Source organism: Paenibacillus dendritiformis (assembly GCF_945605565.1).
In the GTDB taxonomy this organism is placed as follows: Bacteria; Bacillota; Bacilli; order Paenibacillales; family Paenibacillaceae; genus Paenibacillus_B; species Paenibacillus_B dendritiformis_A.
The window spans coordinates 2,385,720-2,405,000 of the sequence record NZ_OX216966.1 but is presented as its reverse complement, the minus strand read 5'-3'; the positions used below and the strand labels follow the sequence as shown (position 1 = coordinate 2,405,000).

Below are 19,281 nucleotides of genomic sequence, written 5' to 3'. Positions count from 1 at the left end.
GGGCAGCAGGAATAAAATGGATTAGGCTTTTCTTCCATGTATGGAAGAATAGCGGGAGGCTCCGGGCATTCCATAATCGGCGGGGCCGGAATCGGCAGCGTTGGCGCAGGAGGACAAATCGGATATTCATGCTTCGGTTTTTCCGGCTTATAATACTCCACTTTTTCCATTTCAAATTCGAGCTCATACTTCGGCAAAGTAATCTCGACCTTCGGCTTCTTCACTTCCGGCTTCGGCGCCGTAACTTCGGGCTTTGGCTTGGTCAGTTCCGCTTTCGGCGGCGTGATTTCCGCTTTCGGCTTCGGCGCGGTCAGCTCCGCCTTAGGCTTCGGTGCCGTCATCTCGCCTTTGCTGTGATGCATCGGCATCCCATCCGATGAAGGCGGCATCATTCCCGATACCTTCGGAATATTGACAACTTGCCCGATCACGAGAACATTGGGATTTTTCAAATGCGGATTCGCTTCAATCATCTCTTGCAAAGGAACGCCCCATGCCTTCGACAGCTTCCACAACGTATCCCCTTCCTTGACCACATGCTTATGCACAATTTCGTGCCCGGTTTGCGGGTGGCTGGAGGATGGGACTTTAATCTTCATCCCGACATCGATCTCATTCGGATCCTTCAGCTGCGGGTTCATCTTGATTAATTCCTCTAATGGAACACCATATTTTTGTGAAATGGAATATAACGACTCGCCGTTCTTGACAATATGGATTTTCACGTGTTGTTACCTCCCAAACGTTCATCATCCTCTATGCTTCGGGACACTTGCCCCAGGATCAATTACTACATCCTATGCAGATGATGGGCGTTTGACATCCCTTAGATATAAAAAAATCCTCCCTGATGTTCAGGGAGGATTTGTCCGCTTCGCCGCTATGCCTCTATTCGTACACCTTGACGCCATCCTGTGTCACGATCTCACGGAAGTGCTTGAGCAGATTCAACGTCATCGGACCGGCTTGTCCGGAACCGATGATACGGCCGTCAACTTCGCGTACGGCAATGACCTCGGCAGCCGTTCCCGTGAAGAACACTTCATCCGCGACATACACGTCATGGAGAGTGAACGGTTCTTCCTTGAGGGTATAGCCCAGTTTGCCGCATAATTCCATAATCGCCGCCCGCGTAATGCCTTCCAGCGCACCCAAGTAGCATGGAGGGGTGTAGACGACGCCTTTTTTGATAATAAAAATGTTATCGCTGGAGCCTTCGGCGACGTAACCCTGCGCATTCAGCATAATCGCTTCCCCGACATCAGCCAGGTTCGCCTGGATTTTGACGAGAATATTGTTCAAATAGTTCAGCGATTTGATCTTCGGATTCAAGGCATCCGGGATATTCCGGCGCTGGGACACCGAGACGGTGCGCAGCCCGTTGCGGTAAGCTTCCTCCGGATAAATGGCGAGCTGCTCGACAATAATAATGACACTCGCCTGTGGGCAGCGGCGCGGATCGAGGCCGAGATTGCCGGCTCCGCGGGAGACGATGAGCCGGATATAGCCATCACGCAGCTCATTGCGCCGAATCGTCTCCACCATCGCGTCCTGCATGTCTTCCAGTGTCAGCGGAATATCAAGCATAATCGATTTCGCCGAGTCATACAGCCGCTCCAGATGCTCGCGGCATTTAAATATATTGCCGCTATAGACGCGGATACCTTCAAATATCCCGTCCCCGTACAGAAAACCATGGTCATATACTGAAATCGTTGCATTTTCTTTGGTGACATATTGTCCGTTCAAGTATATCCATTGCGACATGGCAAAAGCACCTCCGTATATTGAGCCTACTTGTGTACAGCTTGTTCAAATGCATAGCTTGGATAAGATCCGAGGACGCGAACCTGGCACCCGATCGCTTCAATTTCCGCAAGCGCGGAAGGCAGCAGGACCGTGTTCAACCCCATTTCTATATCCATATAGAAATAATAGTTGCCCAGCCGGCGCTTCGTCGGACGCGATTCGATCCGCGACAAGTTGATGCGCCGCCATGCAAAGGCGGACAGCACCTGGTGCAGGGCACCCGGGTAATCCTCAGGCAGCATGACCAGAATCGTCGTCTTCGGCTTGCCGGAACGCTCCAGCTTCATCGGCTCCTTGCCGATAAGGACGAACCTCGTATAGTTATTATTATGGTCCGTTACTTCCGGTGCCAGTACATCGAGACCGTGGGTACGGGCCCCCAAGGCGGTGCCGATCGCCACCCAGCCGCTGCCGGGATGCTGCTTGACCTTATGAACGGCTTCGGCGGTGCTGCCCGTATGCTCCAGTTCGGCATGCGGCAAATACTTCCGGATGAAGTTCATGCATTGCGCCATGGCGACCGGGTGAGACATCACCTTGACGACTCGGGACCAGTCGCCTTCGATTTCCGCGCGGCGTCCGATAATATTTTGGATGGACGGGTAGACCCACTCCGCCTGGAACGGAATGTCCACCTCATGGACAATCCAATCCATATGCAGATTCACCGAGCCCTCGATCGTATTCTCGATCGGAATGACGCTGTAATCCGTCTTGCCCTGGACGGTCGATAGAAAGACGTCCGATATCAAGGCATAATGATCAAACTGATGCTGCTCCCCGACGAGATGGACCGCGGCCTCATGCGACACGGAACCTTCAGGCAAAAGCGCAATTCTAGCCATATTGAGTTAACTCCTTCTATCGTGATGAATCGGCACGTTCAGCGACCACCGCCGCCATATCGTCCCACACTCCGCAGCGCACGGCTCCTTCCTTGCTTATGCCGAGCGGCATAACCCGGGACTCGACCCCGTGATCGCGAAGCGCTTGCTTCATATATGCTTGCAATGAATCATGATCGCCACGGTTGTCCACGAAGGCGAGCAGCGTCGGGCCCGCTCCGCTCAGCGCCACGCCAAGCGCTCCGTTCCGCACCGCCTCCTCCAATATGCCCGGCATGCCCGGGATGAGCGATGCCCGGTACGGCTGATGAAGCCGGTCTCGCATCGCTTCCGCCAGCAGCTCCGTGCGTCCGCTGGCCAGGGCCGCGACGAGAACGGAGGAGCGGCTAATATTGTATACCGCATCCGCCATATCAATGCGCTCCGGCAGCACATGCCGCGCCTTCTTCGTCTCGAGTTCGAACTGGGGAACCGCCACGACGGTTCCAAGGCCAGCCGGCGGATCCAGCCGAATATGGCGAGCCTGCTCTCCATCCCACATGGCCGCAATAATTCCGCCGAACAGAGAGGCCCCCACATTGTCCGGATGGCGCTCGATTGCCGTCGCCATATCGAACAGCCGTTGCTCCGTCAACGGTTGCCCGATGAGCCAATTGGCGGCGGCAAGCCCGCCGATCAAGGCGGAGGCGCTGCTGCCGAGCCCGCGCGTCAGCGGGATCTCGCTGTAGACGTCAAGGGCGAGCGGGCGCTCCTCGACTCCCGCTTCCCGGAATACCGCTTGAGCCGTCCGGTAGATCAAATTCCGCTCATCGACAGGAAGGCCGTGAAGCTCCGTACCGTGAAGGCGAATTCGCATCTGCTCCGCCGGCTTCATCGCGACCCACAAATGGAGCTCGAGCGCCATGCCCAGCGTATCGAACCCGGGGCCAAGATTGGCCGTGCTGGCAGGCACGCGCACGAGCACGCCCTCTTCCTTCCACATTATTGTTCACCCTCCAGCTGGCGAATCGCCGCCATGACCGCTTCCTCCGTGTCCGGCACGACGAGCGGCTCCTTCGCCGCCGTCTGGATGGCGATATTCGGATCCTTGAGCCCATGTCCGGTCAGCACGCATACGACCGACTCTCCTCCGGTGAAGTACCCTTCCCGGTGCAGCTTCAGCACACCGGCCACCGAGGCCGCCGAGGCCGGCTCGGCAAAGACGCCTTCTCTCGCCGCCAACAGCTGGTACGCTTCGATAATTTGATTGTCGGTCACATAATTAATCTGACCGCCGGATTGCTCGGCCGCCTCGACAGCGGTCTTCCAGCTTGCCGGATTGCCGATGCGGATGGCCGTCGCCAACGTTTCCGGGTTCGGAATCGGCTCGCCCTTCACAATCGCCATGGCGCCTTCCGCTTCGAAGCCGACCATCTTCGGCAGCCGATCTGTATGGCCTGCCGCATGATATTCCTTAAACCCTTTCCAGTAAGCGGAAATATTACCCGCATTGCCGACAGGAATGGCGAGCACGTCCGGCGCGGCCCCTAATTGATCGCACACCTCGAAGGCAGCTGTCTTCTGCCCCTCGATCCGGTACGGGTTGACTGAATTGACGAGCGTAATCGGGTGCTTGGCCGTAATCTCGCGCACGATCTCCAGCGCCCGGTCGAAGTTGCCCTCGATCGCTATCACCTTGGCGCCGTAGATCATCGCTTGAGCCAGCTTGCCAAGCGCAATGTTATTGTTCGGGATCAGGACGATGCAGTTCAGTCCGCCCCGAGCAGCATAGGCGGCTGCGGCCGCGGACGTGTTGCCGGTCGAGGCGCACATAATCGTGCGGCTCCCTTCTTCCATCGCCTTCGCTACGGCCATGACCATGCCGCGATCCTTGAAGGATCCGGTCGGATTCAAGCCTTCATATTTCAAATACATATCCAGCCCCAGCTCCTCGGACAGGCGCTCCGCCCGAATGAGCGGCGTATTGCCTTCCTGCAGCGTCAGCATGGGCGTATGTTCGTTAACCGGCAAATAGCGCTTGTAGGTCTCCAGCAATCCCATATATCTCATTTCCTATTCCCCTCTTTGCGTATGGATTCAATCGATTCATGCGGAGCTGCTCGATTAACCTTCGACCCGATAAGCGCTCTTAATCGACTTGATGACGGACAGTTGCTCGAAATGCTCAAACACCTTATTCATGTTCGCTCGGCTGGCGTAATGCGTAATAATGATAATCTCGGCATCCGGGTTGTTCGGATTCGGCTGCTGCACAACCGAATCGAGACTCACATCGTACTCGGCGAACACTTGCGTAATTTGCGCGAGCACCCCTGCCTTGTCTTCGACGTGAAGCAGGATGAAGTTTTTATAAGCGATCTGCTCGTCGGATTTTAACTTCTTCTCCTTGTACGGAGTCAAGGCGCGCTGTCCGTTGACGCCAAGCTTCATGTTTTTAATGACGGCGACCAGATCCGCCACGATCGAGGTGGCCGTCGGCATCTCGCCGGCGCCCGGGCCGTAGAACATCGTCTCGCCTACGGCTTCCCCGTACACATATACCGCATTGAACACGCCGTTCACCGAAGCGAGCGGATGTGCCGTGCTGACCATCGTCGGCTGCACGACGACACTGATCTGATCATCCTGCCGTTCGGCGATGCCAAGCAGCTTCATTTCATAGCCCAGTTTTTTGGCAAAAGCGATATCTTCCTTCTTAATTCGGGAGATGCCGCGCACTTCTACGTCTTCCAGGGAGACGTCCGCATGGAACCCGAGCGTCGCGAGAATCGCCATCTTGCGCGCCGCGTCCAGCCCTTCCACATCCGAGGTCGGATCCGCTTCGGCGTAGCCAAGCTGCTGCGCTTCCTGCAGCACCTCTTCGTAACCGGCCCCTTCCTGGCTCATTTTCGATAAAATATAATTGGTCGTCCCGTTGACGATCCCCATAATCTTCGTAATTCGGTCGGACGAGAAGCCTTCCATCAGCGTGCGGATGATCGGAATGCCGCCCGCGACGCTCGCTTCATAAAACACATCGCAGCGCTTCTCCTTCGCCTTCGCCTTGATCTCCCGCCCGTGAAGCGCGATCAGGTCCTTGTTCGCAGTTACGACATGCTTGCCCCGATCCAACGCTTCCATAATATACTCCTTGGTCGGCTCAATGCCGCCCATCACTTCGACGACCACGTCGATTTCCGGATCGTCGATAATATCCCACGCATTTTCCGTGAGCAGATGATCCGGCACGTGAATGCTGCGGGATTTGCTCACATCCTTGACGAGCACCTTCCCGATCTGAATCGGCGAGCCGACCTGGCTGGCCAGATCCTCCTGATGACCTTCAACAATCCGAACGACACCTGTACCTACGGTGCCCAGCCCCAATAGTCCTACTTTGATTGGCTTCATCTCGTTCCTCCCCTTCGCTTGACGCAAACTGTCTATGTGTATGGAAAAAGAAATAAGCGGCCCGCCTTATCCTTGCCCGATGACCTGTACCCGCTTCACGCCCGAAATATCGCGCAGCGTCTCAAGCATCATGCCGAACGGTTCGGCAATAAGGGATGTCTCCACCGAAAGAACAACGTTCGCCATCCCCTGAAGCGGAATCGTCTGGTGGATCGTGAGCACATTGCCCTCGAACGCGGCTACCGAGCTGAGCACCTTCGAGAGGATGCCTGAGCGGTGCTCCAAATCAAGCGAAATCGTCACGATGCGCTCCCGCTCCAGCTGGTTCAACGGAAAGATGCCGTCTTTATATTTATAGAACGCGCTGCGGCTCAGCTCGACCCGCTCCGCAGCCTCGTGAACGGTCTTGACCTCGCCCGCGGCGAGCAGCTGCTTCGCCCGTACCGTCTTCACCACCGCATCCGGTAAAATATCTTCCCGTACCAAGTAGTAACGCTCTGCCATTTTCAGTCCTCCGTAAAAAGACTTTTGTTTTCTTATAGAGGACATTATAGCGGATTCGTATGCGAATTGGCAATAGGAGATGAGCCAACAATTGAAATTGGATTCATTATACACGAATTTTAATGAAATCAATGCCTTTTCCTTCATTTCAACTTCATTTTTTCACCGCTTCGGACTAGGCGCAGCACTTGACGCCCGGATAGCGAAAAGCCCCACCCGGCCAACGGCGGGATGAGGCTCTTGCTCTTTATGTATGAAACTCGCTGATGGCCATGCTATGTAGGAAAGGTCAACATCCTTATATTTACTATCCATTTCTTCTATGATTCCGCTTACAACAATATTCGCTCGCCGGCGAAGGGGCCTATCGATTGCCTTTCCTGCAGCACGACCGGGACAAGCATCCGCTTCTTCCCCGGCTTCCGCCGTTCGACCGCATCGATGACGGCTTCCGCTGCCCGCCGTCCAATCTCGTATTTATTTTGCAGGACCGTCGCGAGCGGAACATCGCAATGCCGCGACACTTCCTCGTCGTCGAAGCCGATGATCGACAGCTGCCCCGGCACCTGGATATTCGATCCCAAGCACACTCTCAGCATATCAAGCGCCAGCTCGTCGTGCTCGGCTTGAATCGCCGTCGCTTTTCTTGCCAGGAGAATCTGAATCATTTCCGCGAAGAATGCCTCCTTGTTCGCCTCGTTCACCTGCCGGTAGAAATCGGTGATGACCAGCTCAGCATCGCTCTGAAGGCCGCCGTCCTTGAGCGCCTGGCAGTAGCCGAAATAGCGATCGCGAACCGAGCTCCGGTATTCGATTCCGATGCTTGACACGAAAGCGATGCGCCGATGCCCCAGCTCGATCAATCTTTTGGCCGCGATATATCCGCCCCGGAAGTTATCGGAACATACACTCGGCACCGGAATGCTGTCGTAATATTGGTCCATCGTCACAATCGGATATTGATCGATGTATTGAAGATTCAGCACATCCATGTTGTGGATGGAACTGATCGGATACAATATGATGCCCGAGAATCCATGCTTCGGAAGGCGTGTCAGCAATTCCTTCTCCTTCTCCGGATTCCAATCTGTACAATGAATGCTCAAATAATATTCCTTGCTCTCCAAATATTCCGTTGCCCCTCTGATGTAATTCAAATGTCCATTCGCCGCCATATAGGGCAGAATCATCGAGATGATGCGCTGCGGCGAGCCGGATTTGCCGCTAAGGAGGGCTTCCTTATCCTCGGCGCGTTCCTTGACGAAGCTGCCGCTTCCCCGCTTGCGGTAAATGTATCCGCTCCGTTCCAGCTCAAGCAGAGCGCGCTTGGACGTAATGCGGCTGACGCCGAACTGATCGGCCAGCTCCATTTCGGTCGGAATCTGCTGATGGACAATATATCTCCCCTCTTCAATTTTCCGCTTTATATCGTCTATGATGAGCGCATATAACGGTTTGTTTCCCGGTTCCACAGTTGTTCACTTCTCCGCTTCTTACTGGATTGTACATGCTAAAAAGCCGCTGCTAGCACCATATTATAGGATATAATGTCGTGCAGCAAGCCAAAGACATACCCTATTTCCCCATCCCTTCGCGAGTCGACGATGGCCGTCTTTGAACCGGAACTTTTTCCCAATGGGGACGTACAAGTATACAAACCTATCGATGTTCTTCTGGCATCATCGTTCGGGTTGGATAATAACAAGGCAGGTGGGTAACGATGCAGGACAAACAATTGGGTTCTTACCGAATCTCAGCTATCGGCTTCGGAGGAGCTCCGCTCTCGGTGCCGGGAAGACCGGATCGGGAACGTGCCATGAAGACGATTAAGGAAGCCTGGGAGAACGGCATCACTTTCTTCGACACGGCAGATACATATAGCTTGAACGAGCATGATCTCGGTCATAACGAGCAGTTGTTCGCAGACTCACTCCCGTCCGCTCCCGGATGCGTGATTGCAACCAAGTCCGGGCTTGCGCGCCCGGACGGCGCCTGGACCCGGAGCGCACATCCGCGATCGCTGCGCGCTGCATGCGAACGCAGTCTCACCCTGCTGCGGCGGGACGTGCACCCGCTGTATTATTTGCATGCCCCGGATCCGGAAGTCCCGTTCGCGGAATCGTTCGGCGAATTGAGCCGGCTGCAGGAGGAAGGCAAAATTGAGCATCTGGGCCTGTCCAACGTGTCGGTCGCCGAATGCGAGGCGGCCTTGGACATCGCCAACGTAGCGGCGGTCCAGAACCGTTACCACTTGTTCGAACGAAGCTCCTCGGACGTGCTTGCCTTCTGCGAGTCGCGCCGGATTCTGTTCGTCGCTTACAGCCCGTTCGGAGGCCCGGGGCAATCGTCCAGGCTGCGGCAGGATCCGCTGCTGCAAGATCTGGCCAGCGCCTATGAGGCGAGCCCGTACCAGATCGTGCTGGCGTGGATGATGGCCCGTTCCCCGCAGCTGCTTCCGATTCCGGGAGCGACCCGGCCGGACTCGATTCGCGATAGCGCTCAGGCGGTCCGGCTTCGCCTGTCTTCGGAAGATCTCGCGAAGCTGGATGCGCATGATACCCCTTCGGCTCGATAGGGATAACAGCGAAAAGACCGCATGCCTGATCAAGGGCTTGCGGTCTCCTCAATGTCATCAGTAATAGCTGCTGCCTTCGACGAATTCGAATTCGAAGTCGCCGATCCGGATGATGGTGCCGTCCTCTGCGCCGCGCTTGCGGAGCTCTTCGTCTACCCCCATCCGGCGAAGCGTCCGCGCGAACCGGAGAATCGCGTCATGCGATGTCATCTGCATCCGCTTCAGCATGCCTTCAATCGCCTCGCTCTCGATGACGAATGTGTCATTCTCCCGTCGAACCGTGAAAGAAGGCTTCTCTTCTTTCTTGTTGTAGCGGTAGATTTTGCGCTCTTCAACGTCCGCGACCTCTTCGACATGCGTGTCAGGAAGTTGTTCCAGCATGTCCATCGCCTTGTAGAGCAGCTCCTGGACTCCCTGCTTCGTCAAGGAGGAGATCGGCATAATCTCGATTTCGTCGCCCTTCAGCGCCCGCACCTGCTCGCGGAACGCTTCCAGGTTCTCCTCCGCCTGAGGCATGTCCATCTTGTTCGCCGCCACGATCTGCGGGCGTTCCGCCAGCTTCTCATTGTATTGCCTCAGCTCATCGTTAATTTTGACCCAGTCGTCGAACGGATCGCGCCCTTCAGTTCCCGCCATATCCACGACGTGGATAATAATCCGGGTACGTTCGATATGACGCAGAAATTCATGTCCCAATCCGACTCCTTCGCTGGCGCCCTCGATCAGGCCCGGCAGGTCCGCCATGACGAAGCTTCGCCCGTCCCCGATGTCGACAACCCCCAGATTCGGGGTAATTGTCGTGAAATGATAGGCGCCGATCTTCGGCTTCGCACCCGAGACGACGGACAGCAGCGTCGATTTGCCGACGCTCGGGAAGCCGACCAGGCCGACATCCGCCATCACCTTCAGCTCGAGTACAACCCAGCGCTCCTGGCCTTCTTCCCCATGCTCCGCCAGCTCCGGCGCCGGATTCGCCGGGGTGGCGAAGCGCATATTTCCTCGGCCTCCACGGCCGCCCTTGGCGATGACAACCTCTTGCCCGTTACGGGTCAGATCGGCGATAACCTCCTGCGTATCGTCATCGATCACGACCGTTCCCGGCGGGACTCGCACAATCATATGCTCTGCGTTGGCGCCGTGCTGGCTCTTGTTCCGCCCCTTCTCCCCGCGGCTCGCCTTGAAGTGCTTCTGGTAGCGGAAATCGACCAATGTGCGCAGCCCCTCGTCGACGCGGAAAATGACGTCGCCGCCATGCCCTCCATCGCCGCCGGCCGGTCCGCCCATCGCCACATACTTCTCCCGGCGGAACGCGACGAGACCGTCGCCTCCGTCGCCGCCTTTTACGTATATTTTCGTCTTATCTACAAACATGCTGTCACCCCATTATGCGTTGCAAGGCACGACAATGCGGTAGGCTTCGTGCTCTTCGTTCTGCTGCGCTGACGATTGGTCCAGCCGCAGGCCGCCTACAGACGCGATATGCTTCAATTTGGATTCCATTTCATCCGGATTCAATAAGATGCCTTCGTATTGATAACGAATGACGAGCCGGCCCTCCTCCTTGGCAAATTCGACACTGAGCGGGTTCATCCCGTCATTTGGCGCCTTTGCCGCAAAGCGAAACGCTTGAACCGAAGCAATGACCGACTCGGCCAACTTGCACGAATCGACAGACAAGTCCATCCGGTTCAATTCAACCGGTTCCGGTATCTCGATTCGGAGCGGCATCATGCTGCCGGACAGCCGCTGCTGCATCAGGAACATCACCAGCTCCGGCACGCCAAGCTTGGCAATCCGGCTTTCCTCCGCCATTCGCTCTTTTATAGTCTCTACACATTCCGGCAATTTATCGAACTTCTTCAATCGAACGTAACCGTACACCAGCTGCAGATCATTCATCCAGTCATGGCGCTGATGGTTCATCAGCTCGAGGGCAGACGTCGCCAGCGAACGCTCCACACGCTTCCGTCGCATCCGCTCTTCCCGGTATAACAAGAACCCGCACAGGCTCAGCATCACCGCCATGACGAGAATAAGCACGAATCTCCAAGTGAATGATAAAGGCCATCCAATGACAGTGATGGCGCATGCGGCCGCTGCCGCGATGCAGCCTCCTAGCTTCAATCGCAAACTATTCATATTCCGGCTCCCCGCTCATCATTCCATTCTTCCATTTATGTACAGACTCCCCAATCTTCAGTATATCATGCGCAAGGGAGGGCGTCCAAGAAAAATGAACTGCGGCCGGGTAAAAAAAACCCCCGGCACTAGCCGAGGGTTTCTTTCTATCGTCTTAGTTCTCCACAGCTGCTGCAACAGGTGCAGCTTCCACCGGGTAGACGCTCACTTTTTTACGGTCGCGACCCCATCGTTCGAACTTCACGACGCCTTCCACTTTTGCGAACAGCGTGTCATCTTTACCGATGCCCACGTTGTTGCCTGGATGGACCTTCGTGCCGCGTTGGCGAACCAAGATGCTGCCGGCTGTAACCACTTGGCCGTCTGCGCGCTTCACGCCAAGACGCTTGGAAATACTGTCACGGCCGTTCTTCGTGGAGCCTACGCCCTTCTTGGATGCGAACAACTGAAGATTCAGTTTCAACATGTTGTCTACCTCCTTTATGTTGTCATTAGTTCTTCTATTTGAAGATACGATTCGTATGAAGCTTCGATACTTTGCAACCCAATGATCATCGACTCCAGCAGCAACTGAACCTGCGCTTCGATGTCCTTCCGCTCGATGAACGGAACCGTTCCGCTCAAGAAGCCGTCCTTCATCTCGCACTCCAGTTCAACGCCAGTCAGAACCTCAATGGCATTGGCTGCGCCCACCGACACGGCTGAGACACCTGCACATACGATGTCCTCTCCATGGGGAGCATAATCCGCATGGCCCTCAATCGAGAAGCCCGCGATAGATCGATCCGGCTTCCGCCTAACTGTAACGCGAATCATCCGGCACCTCTTACGCCTGAATGTTCTCGATCGTTACTTTGGTGTACGGTTGGCGATGACCTTGCTTGCGACGGTAGTTCTTTTTCGCTTTGTACTTGTACACGACAATTTTCGCGCCTTTTCCATGCTTCTCTACCTTCGCCGTTACCGCAGCGCCGGATACAACCGGTGTTCCTGTAACGAGGCCGCCGTCCTTCGATACCGCCAATACGCGATCGAATGTTACGCTGTCGCCTTCTGCAGCGCTCAGCTTCTCGATGTACAATACATCGCCCGCTTGAACTTTGTACTGCTTGCCGCCAGTTTCGATAATTGCATACATTGTGTTGCACCTCCTCATGTCTCAGACTCGCCTGAATCAGGTGATGACGCTGCTCGCAGCCTCATGCTTGGAACCTGTCCGGAGCGGTTACAGCATGTGTAAGCAACTTCACTAGACACATACTTATAGATTGTAGCACAATTGAATCCAAAATACAACCTTTTGCGTTCCATTAACGGTTAGGAATTTGTGCCGGCTCCCATCCGCTTCCCCCGCATGAGGAACATGGCTGAAGGAACTGGTTCATCACCTGTTCCCGCACTTTTTTGCGGGTCAGCTCCAGCAGGCCGAGCTTCGTCCAGCCGACGACCAGACATTTCGTCCTGTCTTTCTTCATCATCGTCTCCAGCCGTTCGACCACGTGCTGCCGATGCTCTTCCGTATCCATGTCGATGAAATCGACAATGATGATGCCTCCGATATCCCGCAGACGGATGAGACGCGCGATTTCCTCCGCAGCTTCCATATTCGTAAGATACACGGTCTCTTCGAGATGGCTTGTCCCCGTATATTTCCCCGTGTTCACATCAACAACGGTTAAAGCTTCCGTCTGGTCCCATACCAAATAGCCTCCGCTTTCCAGCCAAGTTTTGCGCTGGAACGCCTTGTCCAGCTGCTCTTGGACATGATACCGCCGGAACAGCGGCTCCGCTTCCTTATACGTATGAATCCGGTTCTCCAAATCAGGGGCGACCGATCGGACGAACGTATGTAACCGCTCGGCTTGACGGACATTGTCGATCAGCAGTTGATCGACATCCCGCGAGAACGCGTCCCGCACCAGCCGCTCCACCATGTTCAGATCATGGTGCAGCAGGGCAGGCGCTTCCGCTTGCGCCGAACGAAGCGTAATCCGGTTCCACAGCTCGCGGAGCGTCTCGATATCGCCTTGCAGCGTCTCTCGCGACTCTCCCTCCGCCACGGTGCGGATAATCATGCCTTCCTCGTTCTCGCGCAGCTCTTCGGCAAGCTGCTTCAGGCGGGTTCGTTCCGCTTCCTGCTCAATCTTCTTGGATACTCCGATATAATCGGCGTTAGGCATATAGACCGAATAGCGGCCTGGCAGCGAATAATGGGTCGTCACACGGGCGCCCTTGCCCCCCAGCGCCTCCTTCATCACTTGGACGATAAGCTCCTGTCCAACACGAAGCAAGCTGGTTATCGGAGGCTTCTGCTTCGGCTGCTTCTCCAAATGCGGGTGCAAACAATCATCAACATACAGAAATGCGTTCTTCTTCTGACCGATGTCCACAAATGCAGCCTGCATTCCCGGAAGAACATTCACTACGCGGCCCTTGTAAAAGCTTCCAACCGACGTAGTTCCCGTGGCTTGTTCGACTGCATATTCGACGAGCCGACCATGTTCCAACAATGCCATTTGCGTGACTTGTTCCTCGCAGTGAACAATCATTTGTTTCATGGTATCACCTCTGCTACAGCGCGTCATCTTCCATTGTAACATGAAGCAGGAGGCAGTGAACATACCAAACCCATATGCTTTCCGATCAAAATAATAGAAAAACGGAAGCAGCCGCCGCCCGGCTGCGCCGGCCGCTCACTTCCGCCCTCCCCCGGGCTCATCGAAATAGGCATCAATCGCCCGCTGCTCGGGAATGATACGCTTAATCGCCCCTTCCGGGTCCATGACATAAATAAAATGATATTCGTCCCGGCGAAGCAAGCGCAGCAGCCCGGACAGCGGCCAGCCGTTCTCCGCCACGATTGGCCGGCCGAGGCAGCCGCTCCGTTCCCATTTGCGCAGCCGGGCGGGACGTGTCATCAGGAAGCGCAGAAAACGGTAGGGCACGTTCTTCCACTCCTCCCAGTTGGACCACAAGAGGAAGATGCCCAGTATGAGCAGGTTCAAGTTCACTTTCCCGCCCGTAAAGAGCGGAATAACGCTATATAACGCAATCGCAGCGCTGACCGCCATGCTCACTCTGGCCCCGATAAGCAGCGTCTTGTAATAGCTGAACCACAGCGAAGCGGCGGCTTGCAGCATGCGTCCGCCGTCCAGCGGCAGCACCGGAAGCAGATTGAACAATCCGATGAACGCATTCGCCCGAATGAAATTGTCCGTCCAAGCGCTTCCCCACCACCCCCACTGCTCGAACAGCAGGGCAAGTCCAATCATGATACCGTTCTGCAGCGGTCCTGCGGCCATGACAAGCCACTCCTGCCAGGCCGGAGCCAGACTTCCGTCTTCCGTCTCCGCCACGCCGCCGAAGGGCAGCAGCTTCACTTCCGTTATCGTCCAGCCGAACATGCGTGCCACAGTGACATGTCCCATTTCATGGACAATCACGATAACGAACAGGGTAACCAGCTCCAAAATATATCCCGTCACGGCCGCCATGGCCAGCAGGAGGATAAACAAAGGATGCAGCGTATAGACGGTTCCTCCCCATTTAATCAAAAGCGATCACATCCGTCGGATCAATGTACTCCCCATCCCGCAAGAGAGCAAAATAGAGCGCCGCCGTACGGTTTTCCGCCGGATTCCCCAGCACGCCCACAACTTCCCCCTCCTCGAGCCAATCGTTCACCTTCACTTCGCTGGCGGCGAGACCGCCGTATATGCTGACCACGCCCGAAGCATGCTGAACCGTAATCTGGATATCATCCTCGGCCCGGCGCTTAACTTCCGTAACCCGTCCGGTCGCCACGCTTACTACCTCGGTATCCGCCGCGGCCCCGGTGTCGGCAGCGATCCGGATCCCGTTGCCGTTCATATCGAACGGCTGCAGCACCGTTCCCTTGACAGGAGGATGCAGCGACAGCCTCCCTTGAACAGATGCCGCTTCATTCCGATTCCCTTGGAATAGCGGGATGAAGGAGGGAGAGCCGGAGAACGTCCGTTCATACCAGGCCGCGATCGGACGCATATCCATTTCCTCGGTCAGACTCCTTCCGATCCATTGCCGCGCCGGCTCATTCCAGTCCGCAGGGAAGCGGAAGATCGCGAACCCGGCGGCGAACAGCAGGACGGACAGCACAATTCTCGTGCGGAAAGATCGCCAGAACCCGCCGTTCCGTTCCTGCTCCCACCCGTAGCGTTCATGCCATTGCCGCTGCGATGCCTTCCACAGCCGTTCCGGATCAGTCGAATCGGCGAGAATCTCCATCTCGTCCAGGCGAAGCAGAGGATGCCCGCCCAACTCTTCGCTATCGCCGGGAATCTCGACCGTCCTAGGTGCAGCCGTCTGGGCAGGCCGAATGATCGGCGGCTCATGCTCCGTGTGCTGGACGGGCAGGAAGGACGTGCCGGCTTCATGCCGGCGCTCCGCCTCGGATGACCGCTGTTCTTGACTGATGATTTCCCGAATTCGTTCTTGCCGCCGACGGCGAATGTCCTCGATCATTGCTTTCTCATCCCTTCCTTTATATCTGCCTGCACTTGAGATTGACCTGCATACGTAATGATATCTGCTGTATCCAAAATCAAGCCTTCATCCTGCACAAACAACTGCTTATATCCCATGTGTATGACAAGCTATCACCGGTTATGAACAAGCCCTCGCCCTTCAGATTGTCTTCAAACTTATTCGTTCTTTGAATTGCCTGTGGACCTGTTACCCTTTGTTTGCAGTCCCGTGAATACATGCTGATCGCGGTCTTTTACACAGTCTCCCAGTCGTTCAGGTTACGCTTTCTTGCTTCTCCGCATGCTTTTTTTGGCTGCTCAATGTCCTTTCGGTGCTCATTTGATCGCCCTCCCAATCGCTCAGGATTGCGCCTTAACATTTCGCCTTGTGCGGCCTTACGATGATTCTCCCAAACACTCAGGATTTGTAATGGGTCCCCGGGCAAACTTACGACCTATCTCCCAAGAACTCAGGTCACTCATGCATACCCAATAACCAATAGCCTTTACCTTTACATAAGTATCCCGAGCATTCAGGATGTATCGAGGCATCCTCTAGCACCTTGACGGTGAACCTCCCGAGCACTCAGGCTGATTAAGCTTGTAACTAAATGGATTTCAATGAGTAGACTGACAATGCTGCAATCAGCGATTTATCACAAAATTACTGTTATATTCCAGTAACACACTTTACATGGAAACATATGTTTGGTAATATAAAATAGGAACATATGTTTGATATTGATTTAGGAGGGTCTGCTGTGATGGATATCTGGACGAACTTTGGCTCGTTAGAGGAGTTAATGGATCAATTTCCTACAGAAGAATCATGCATTCCTGCCCTGTTTGCGTTGAAATGGCCTCATGGCTTTCGCTGCCCGAACTGCCGGCACGTCCGCGCCTATGTAATCCGGACCCGGCGGCTGCCACTGTATGAATGCAGCGCTTGCCGGCATCAGACATCCTTGACTGCAGGAACGATCCTCGAAGGCAGCAGAACCTCTTTGCGGAAATGGATTGCTGCAATTTGGCTCGTCTCCAATCCAAAGGTAGGGATTAATGCGGTCAGACTACGCTCGATTATCAACGTTACTTACAAGACAGCATGGGCGATGCTGCATAAAATTCGTACCGCGATTAGCTGCGCTGATGAAGAGGAGCGACTCGAACATCGCGTGCATGGCTTTATTGCCTTTAATGGCCCTCGCCTTTATCCGAGTGTCGAGCTGGGTCCGCGGGAGCAACCGATTATCGTGGCAGCCTCACTGGCTCCGATCGGGGAGGAATTCCAATATAAAATGAAGCAGGTGAATCGGCGGCACATGTCCGGCAAGCTGCTGCTTCCTTGCGGGCGCGATCGTTTTATCGAAGAACATATTTCTGCGCCTGATTCCATGATCTCTATCATCCGTCAGCGATTTCGAGTCAAGCAGAACAGTCCATTATATACTGTGTTCCGGCGAGCTCAGCGTTGGCTATGCGATACGTTCCGAGGGATAAGCGGGAAGTATTTGCAGCATTATCTGGATGAATTTTGTTACCGGGAAAATGCCATCTCCCGCCAAGCAGCAGGCTGGGAGCCCTTAGCCGCGATTTGCTGTGCAGATAACGGGGCTAGACGCCGGTACTTATCAAGGACAGCCTCATCGAAGACTTACGTTCGCTATCTTGCTGCAGCCTAAATCAATTCAAGCAGAACAGAGGGGCTACCCTTGTGCCGATCTGATTACTACACAACAATCTTAAATTATTTCATTTGAACATCCGTCCCCTTTGAAATTACCTTTTTATTCATCTACTGCGCTTTGCATACTGCTCAGAATTTATTTTGTTTTTGTCGTTCCATCATTCTAAGTCCACTATTTCCCAAAATCAACCATTTATGAACCTTTTATTCTGAACCATCATACCTGACCATCATTCCTGACATCATTCCTGATATCATTCCTGACTTAAGGGGATGCTTGCCTTTCCTGAAGAGAAATGGGATGCCGCTAGAGGGAGCTTCGGGAATACTGTGCATAAGGGACTAAAGTGGTCCATTCGACTCCTGACTACTACCGGAGCGCATCTATTAGCGACTTCGTGGTCCTAAGCTCCTGAGCTTTAGGGATATCGGTTATAAGGAGTCAGGGGGGCTTATTTTTACTGCCTGCGGCTACTTGCACCTGTCCTTGGGGACGTTAGCATTTGGTTTATCCTGAATAATGGGGATACTCACCATAAGAGGCCCAGAAGCTGCTTGGCTCTCCTATGGTTCAATCACAAAAAAAGCCTTACTGTCTATATCCTCCAATCGGATGCAGACAGTAAAGCCTCTCCTTGACAGCCTATTCCGTTTCGACTTCAATCCTTAATCTTTAATCTTCAAGCTGATACTTCTCCTGATATATACGTATACTCATCACCAAACCGATACAAAACATATTTATCAGCAGGGAAGTTCCCCCGTAGCTGATGAAGGGCAGCGTGATTCCGGTCACCGGCATCAGACCGATCATCATGCCGATATTTTCAAGAATCTGAAATACGAACATCGACACGACTCCGATAATGATATAGGATCCCCTCAAGTCATAGCACTGGAAGGCGATGAGAATCATCCTGTAAATCAGTAAGAAGTAGAGCAGCAGCAGTATCGATGAGCCCTGGAAGCCGAACTCCTCACCGATGACGACGAAGATCGCGTCCGAGTACGTATACGGAATGAAGCTTCTTCGCTTCAATTCCCCCTTCATATACCCGTCTCCGGACAAGCCTCCGGAACCGATCGCGATCATGGCGTATTTGGATTGATGATTGGCATCGTCCGACGCCAAGGACGGATTGATGAAGGTATCGATGCGCGTGAACCAGTGCTGATGCTTGACGACATCGGTGAAAAACGCTTTGGTCTCTTCACGGAATGTCGTGAAGGAGACATAGACCGACCCGGCCAGCAACGAGACCGCCACAAGACCAACCAGCACATGCCGGAGCTTAATCCCGCCGATCCAGAGCATGCCGATGAAAATAACAATATAAATGATAGCATTTCCCAAGTCCGGCTGGACTACGACGAGTGTGAACGGCACCAGCGTCACAAGCGCCACCGGCACCAAGTCTTTGGTGAACGTGAGCGGATCTCCGCCGCGCCGCCCGAGCAGCTGGGCCAGCGCGAAAATTAGAGCAATCTTGGCAATCTCCGCCGGCTGGAACGAGAACGCGCCAATATTGTACCAGCCAATCGCGCCGTTCAGATTGGAGCCGAAGAAGAAGATGCCGACGAGCAGCAGGACCGTTACTCCCAACGTAATCGGCCATATTTTCAGCAAAATTCGGTAATCGAACAACGCAGTTGCGAACATGACGACAAATCCGGCCGCGAAGAATACAACCGTCTTCATCGCCGTATTGGCAAAGCTCGGATCTCCCCCGTGGGTCGCACTATAAATGACAAGCGGGCTGAAAACCGAAAACACAAGCAATATTCCAACGATAACCCAGTCAATCCGTTTTAGTTTGTTCAGCAATGCTC

The 19,281-nt window shown here is 54.5% G+C and carries 20 protein-coding genes and 1 other annotated feature (1 of these 21 cut by a window edge); of the genes, 2 read left to right on the top strand and 18 right to left on the bottom strand.

Features of this window, described 5'->3' with window-relative positions:
* The 8 genes from NNL35_RS10430 to NNL35_RS10395 form a co-directional block, all read right to left on the bottom strand.
* A protein-coding gene (locus tag NNL35_RS10430) for a LysM peptidoglycan-binding domain-containing protein (RefSeq protein WP_006676709.1) crosses the window boundary here: on the bottom strand, positions 1–725 show its start. Its footprint begins 847 nt before the window's first position; 725 of the gene's 1,572 nt are visible here — the first part of the coding sequence; its start codon is at positions 723–725; its stop codon lies beyond the left edge, outside the window.
* Positions 726–888: 163 nt separating this feature from the next.
* On the bottom strand, positions 889–1,767 hold the full coding sequence (gene ilvE / locus NNL35_RS10425; RefSeq protein WP_006676708.1) for a branched-chain-amino-acid transaminase: 879 nt from the start codon (positions 1,765–1,767) through the stop codon (positions 889–891).
* Positions 1,768–1,793: 26 nt separating this feature from the next.
* Positions 1,794–2,654: a prephenate dehydratase gene (gene pheA, locus NNL35_RS10420; protein WP_006676707.1), complete on the bottom strand. Its 861-nt coding sequence runs from the start codon at positions 2,652–2,654 to the stop codon at positions 1,794–1,796.
* A 16-nt stretch (positions 2,655–2,670) separates the two neighbouring features.
* Positions 2,671–3,636 carry a homoserine kinase gene (gene thrB, locus NNL35_RS10415; protein WP_006676706.1) on the bottom strand — a complete coding sequence of 322 codons (966 nt, stop codon included), beginning with the start codon at positions 3,634–3,636 and terminating at the stop codon, positions 2,671–2,673.
* Positions 3,636–4,703, bottom strand: a complete 1,068-nt coding sequence (thrC, locus tag NNL35_RS10410) for a threonine synthase (protein ID WP_006676705.1) — start codon at positions 4,701–4,703, stop codon at positions 3,636–3,638. Before thrC ends, thrB begins: the two co-directional genes overlap by 1 nt.
* A 54-nt stretch (positions 4,704–4,757) precedes the next feature.
* Entirely contained in the window at positions 4,758–6,044 is a 1,287-nt protein-coding gene (locus NNL35_RS10405) for a homoserine dehydrogenase (RefSeq protein WP_006676704.1), read from the bottom strand.
* A gap of 66 nt (positions 6,045–6,110) precedes the next feature.
* The gene (locus tag NNL35_RS10400; RefSeq protein ID WP_006676703.1) at positions 6,111–6,548 is read right to left on the bottom strand and encodes an ACT domain-containing protein; all 438 of its coding nucleotides are present in this window, start codon (positions 6,546–6,548) and stop codon (positions 6,111–6,113) included.
* Positions 6,549–6,880: 332 nt separating this feature from the next.
* The gene (locus NNL35_RS10395; RefSeq protein WP_006676702.1) at positions 6,881–8,020 is read right to left on the bottom strand and encodes a GntR family transcriptional regulator; all 1,140 of its coding nucleotides are present in this window, start codon (positions 8,018–8,020) and stop codon (positions 6,881–6,883) included.
* Positions 8,021–8,268: 248 nt separating this feature from the next.
* Between NNL35_RS10395 and NNL35_RS10390 the strand changes: the two genes are divergently transcribed.
* A complete protein-coding gene (locus NNL35_RS10390) occupies positions 8,269–9,123 on the top strand; it encodes an aldo/keto reductase (protein ID WP_006676701.1) in 855 nt (284 codons plus the stop codon).
* Between the two features lie 57 nt (positions 9,124–9,180).
* On the opposite strand, the gene obgE is transcribed toward NNL35_RS10390, so the two are convergent.
* The 9 genes from obgE to NNL35_RS30365 all read right to left on the bottom strand — a co-directional run bounded on the left by obgE (position 9,181) and on the right by NNL35_RS30365 (position 15,881).
* A complete protein-coding gene (obgE, locus tag NNL35_RS10385; protein WP_006676700.1) occupies positions 9,181–10,494 on the bottom strand; it encodes a GTPase ObgE in 1,314 nt (437 codons plus the stop codon).
* 12 nt (positions 10,495–10,506) lie between these two features.
* On the bottom strand, positions 10,507–11,262 hold the full coding sequence (locus NNL35_RS10380; RefSeq protein WP_006676699.1) for a Spo0B domain-containing protein: 756 nt from the start codon (positions 11,260–11,262) through the stop codon (positions 10,507–10,509).
* Between the two features lie 154 nt (positions 11,263–11,416).
* Positions 11,417–11,728 carry a 50S ribosomal protein L27 gene (rpmA, locus tag NNL35_RS10375; protein ID WP_006284685.1) on the bottom strand — a complete coding sequence of 104 codons (312 nt, stop codon included), beginning with the start codon at positions 11,726–11,728 and terminating at the stop codon, positions 11,417–11,419.
* Positions 11,729–11,742: 14 nt separating this feature from the next.
* The gene (locus tag NNL35_RS10370; protein ID WP_006676698.1) at positions 11,743–12,078 is read right to left on the bottom strand and encodes a ribosomal-processing cysteine protease Prp; all 336 of its coding nucleotides are present in this window, start codon (positions 12,076–12,078) and stop codon (positions 11,743–11,745) included.
* Positions 12,079–12,088: 10 nt separating this feature from the next.
* A complete protein-coding gene (gene rplU, locus NNL35_RS10365) occupies positions 12,089–12,400 on the bottom strand; it encodes a 50S ribosomal protein L21 (protein WP_006676697.1) in 312 nt (103 codons plus the stop codon).
* A gap of 13 nt (positions 12,401–12,413) precedes the next feature.
* Positions 12,414–12,499 (bottom strand) — a sequence feature (ribosomal protein L21 leader region).
* 73 nt (positions 12,500–12,572) lie between these two features.
* On the bottom strand, positions 12,573–13,820 hold the full coding sequence (locus NNL35_RS10360; RefSeq protein WP_006676696.1) for an Rne/Rng family ribonuclease: 1,248 nt from the start codon (positions 13,818–13,820) through the stop codon (positions 12,573–12,575).
* A 135-nt stretch (positions 13,821–13,955) separates the two neighbouring features.
* The gene (locus tag NNL35_RS10355; RefSeq protein WP_006676695.1) at positions 13,956–14,816 is read right to left on the bottom strand and encodes a M50 family metallopeptidase; all 861 of its coding nucleotides are present in this window, start codon (positions 14,814–14,816) and stop codon (positions 13,956–13,958) included.
* Complete coding sequence (locus NNL35_RS10350) at positions 14,809–15,762, bottom strand: M23 family metallopeptidase (RefSeq protein WP_006676694.1); 954 nt, start codon at positions 15,760–15,762, stop codon at positions 14,809–14,811. The genes NNL35_RS10355 and NNL35_RS10350 overlap by 8 nt, the downstream gene beginning before the upstream one ends.
* The gene (locus NNL35_RS30365) at positions 15,759–15,881 is read right to left on the bottom strand and encodes a hypothetical protein (protein ID WP_276540128.1); all 123 of its coding nucleotides are present in this window, start codon (positions 15,879–15,881) and stop codon (positions 15,759–15,761) included. The genes NNL35_RS10350 and NNL35_RS30365 overlap by 4 nt, the downstream gene beginning before the upstream one ends.
* A 647-nt stretch (positions 15,882–16,528) precedes the next feature.
* Here NNL35_RS30365 and NNL35_RS10340 point away from each other — a divergent pair.
* The gene (locus tag NNL35_RS10340) at positions 16,529–17,446 is read left to right on the top strand and encodes a transposase (RefSeq protein ID WP_006676693.1); all 918 of its coding nucleotides are present in this window, start codon (positions 16,529–16,531) and stop codon (positions 17,444–17,446) included.
* 678 nt (positions 17,447–18,124) lie between these two features.
* Here the strand turns inward: NNL35_RS10340 and NNL35_RS10335 are convergent.
* Complete coding sequence (locus NNL35_RS10335; protein WP_006676692.1) at positions 18,125–19,276, bottom strand: FtsW/RodA/SpoVE family cell cycle protein; 1,152 nt, start codon at positions 19,274–19,276, stop codon at positions 18,125–18,127.
* Positions 19,277–19,281: the final 5 nt, after the last annotated feature.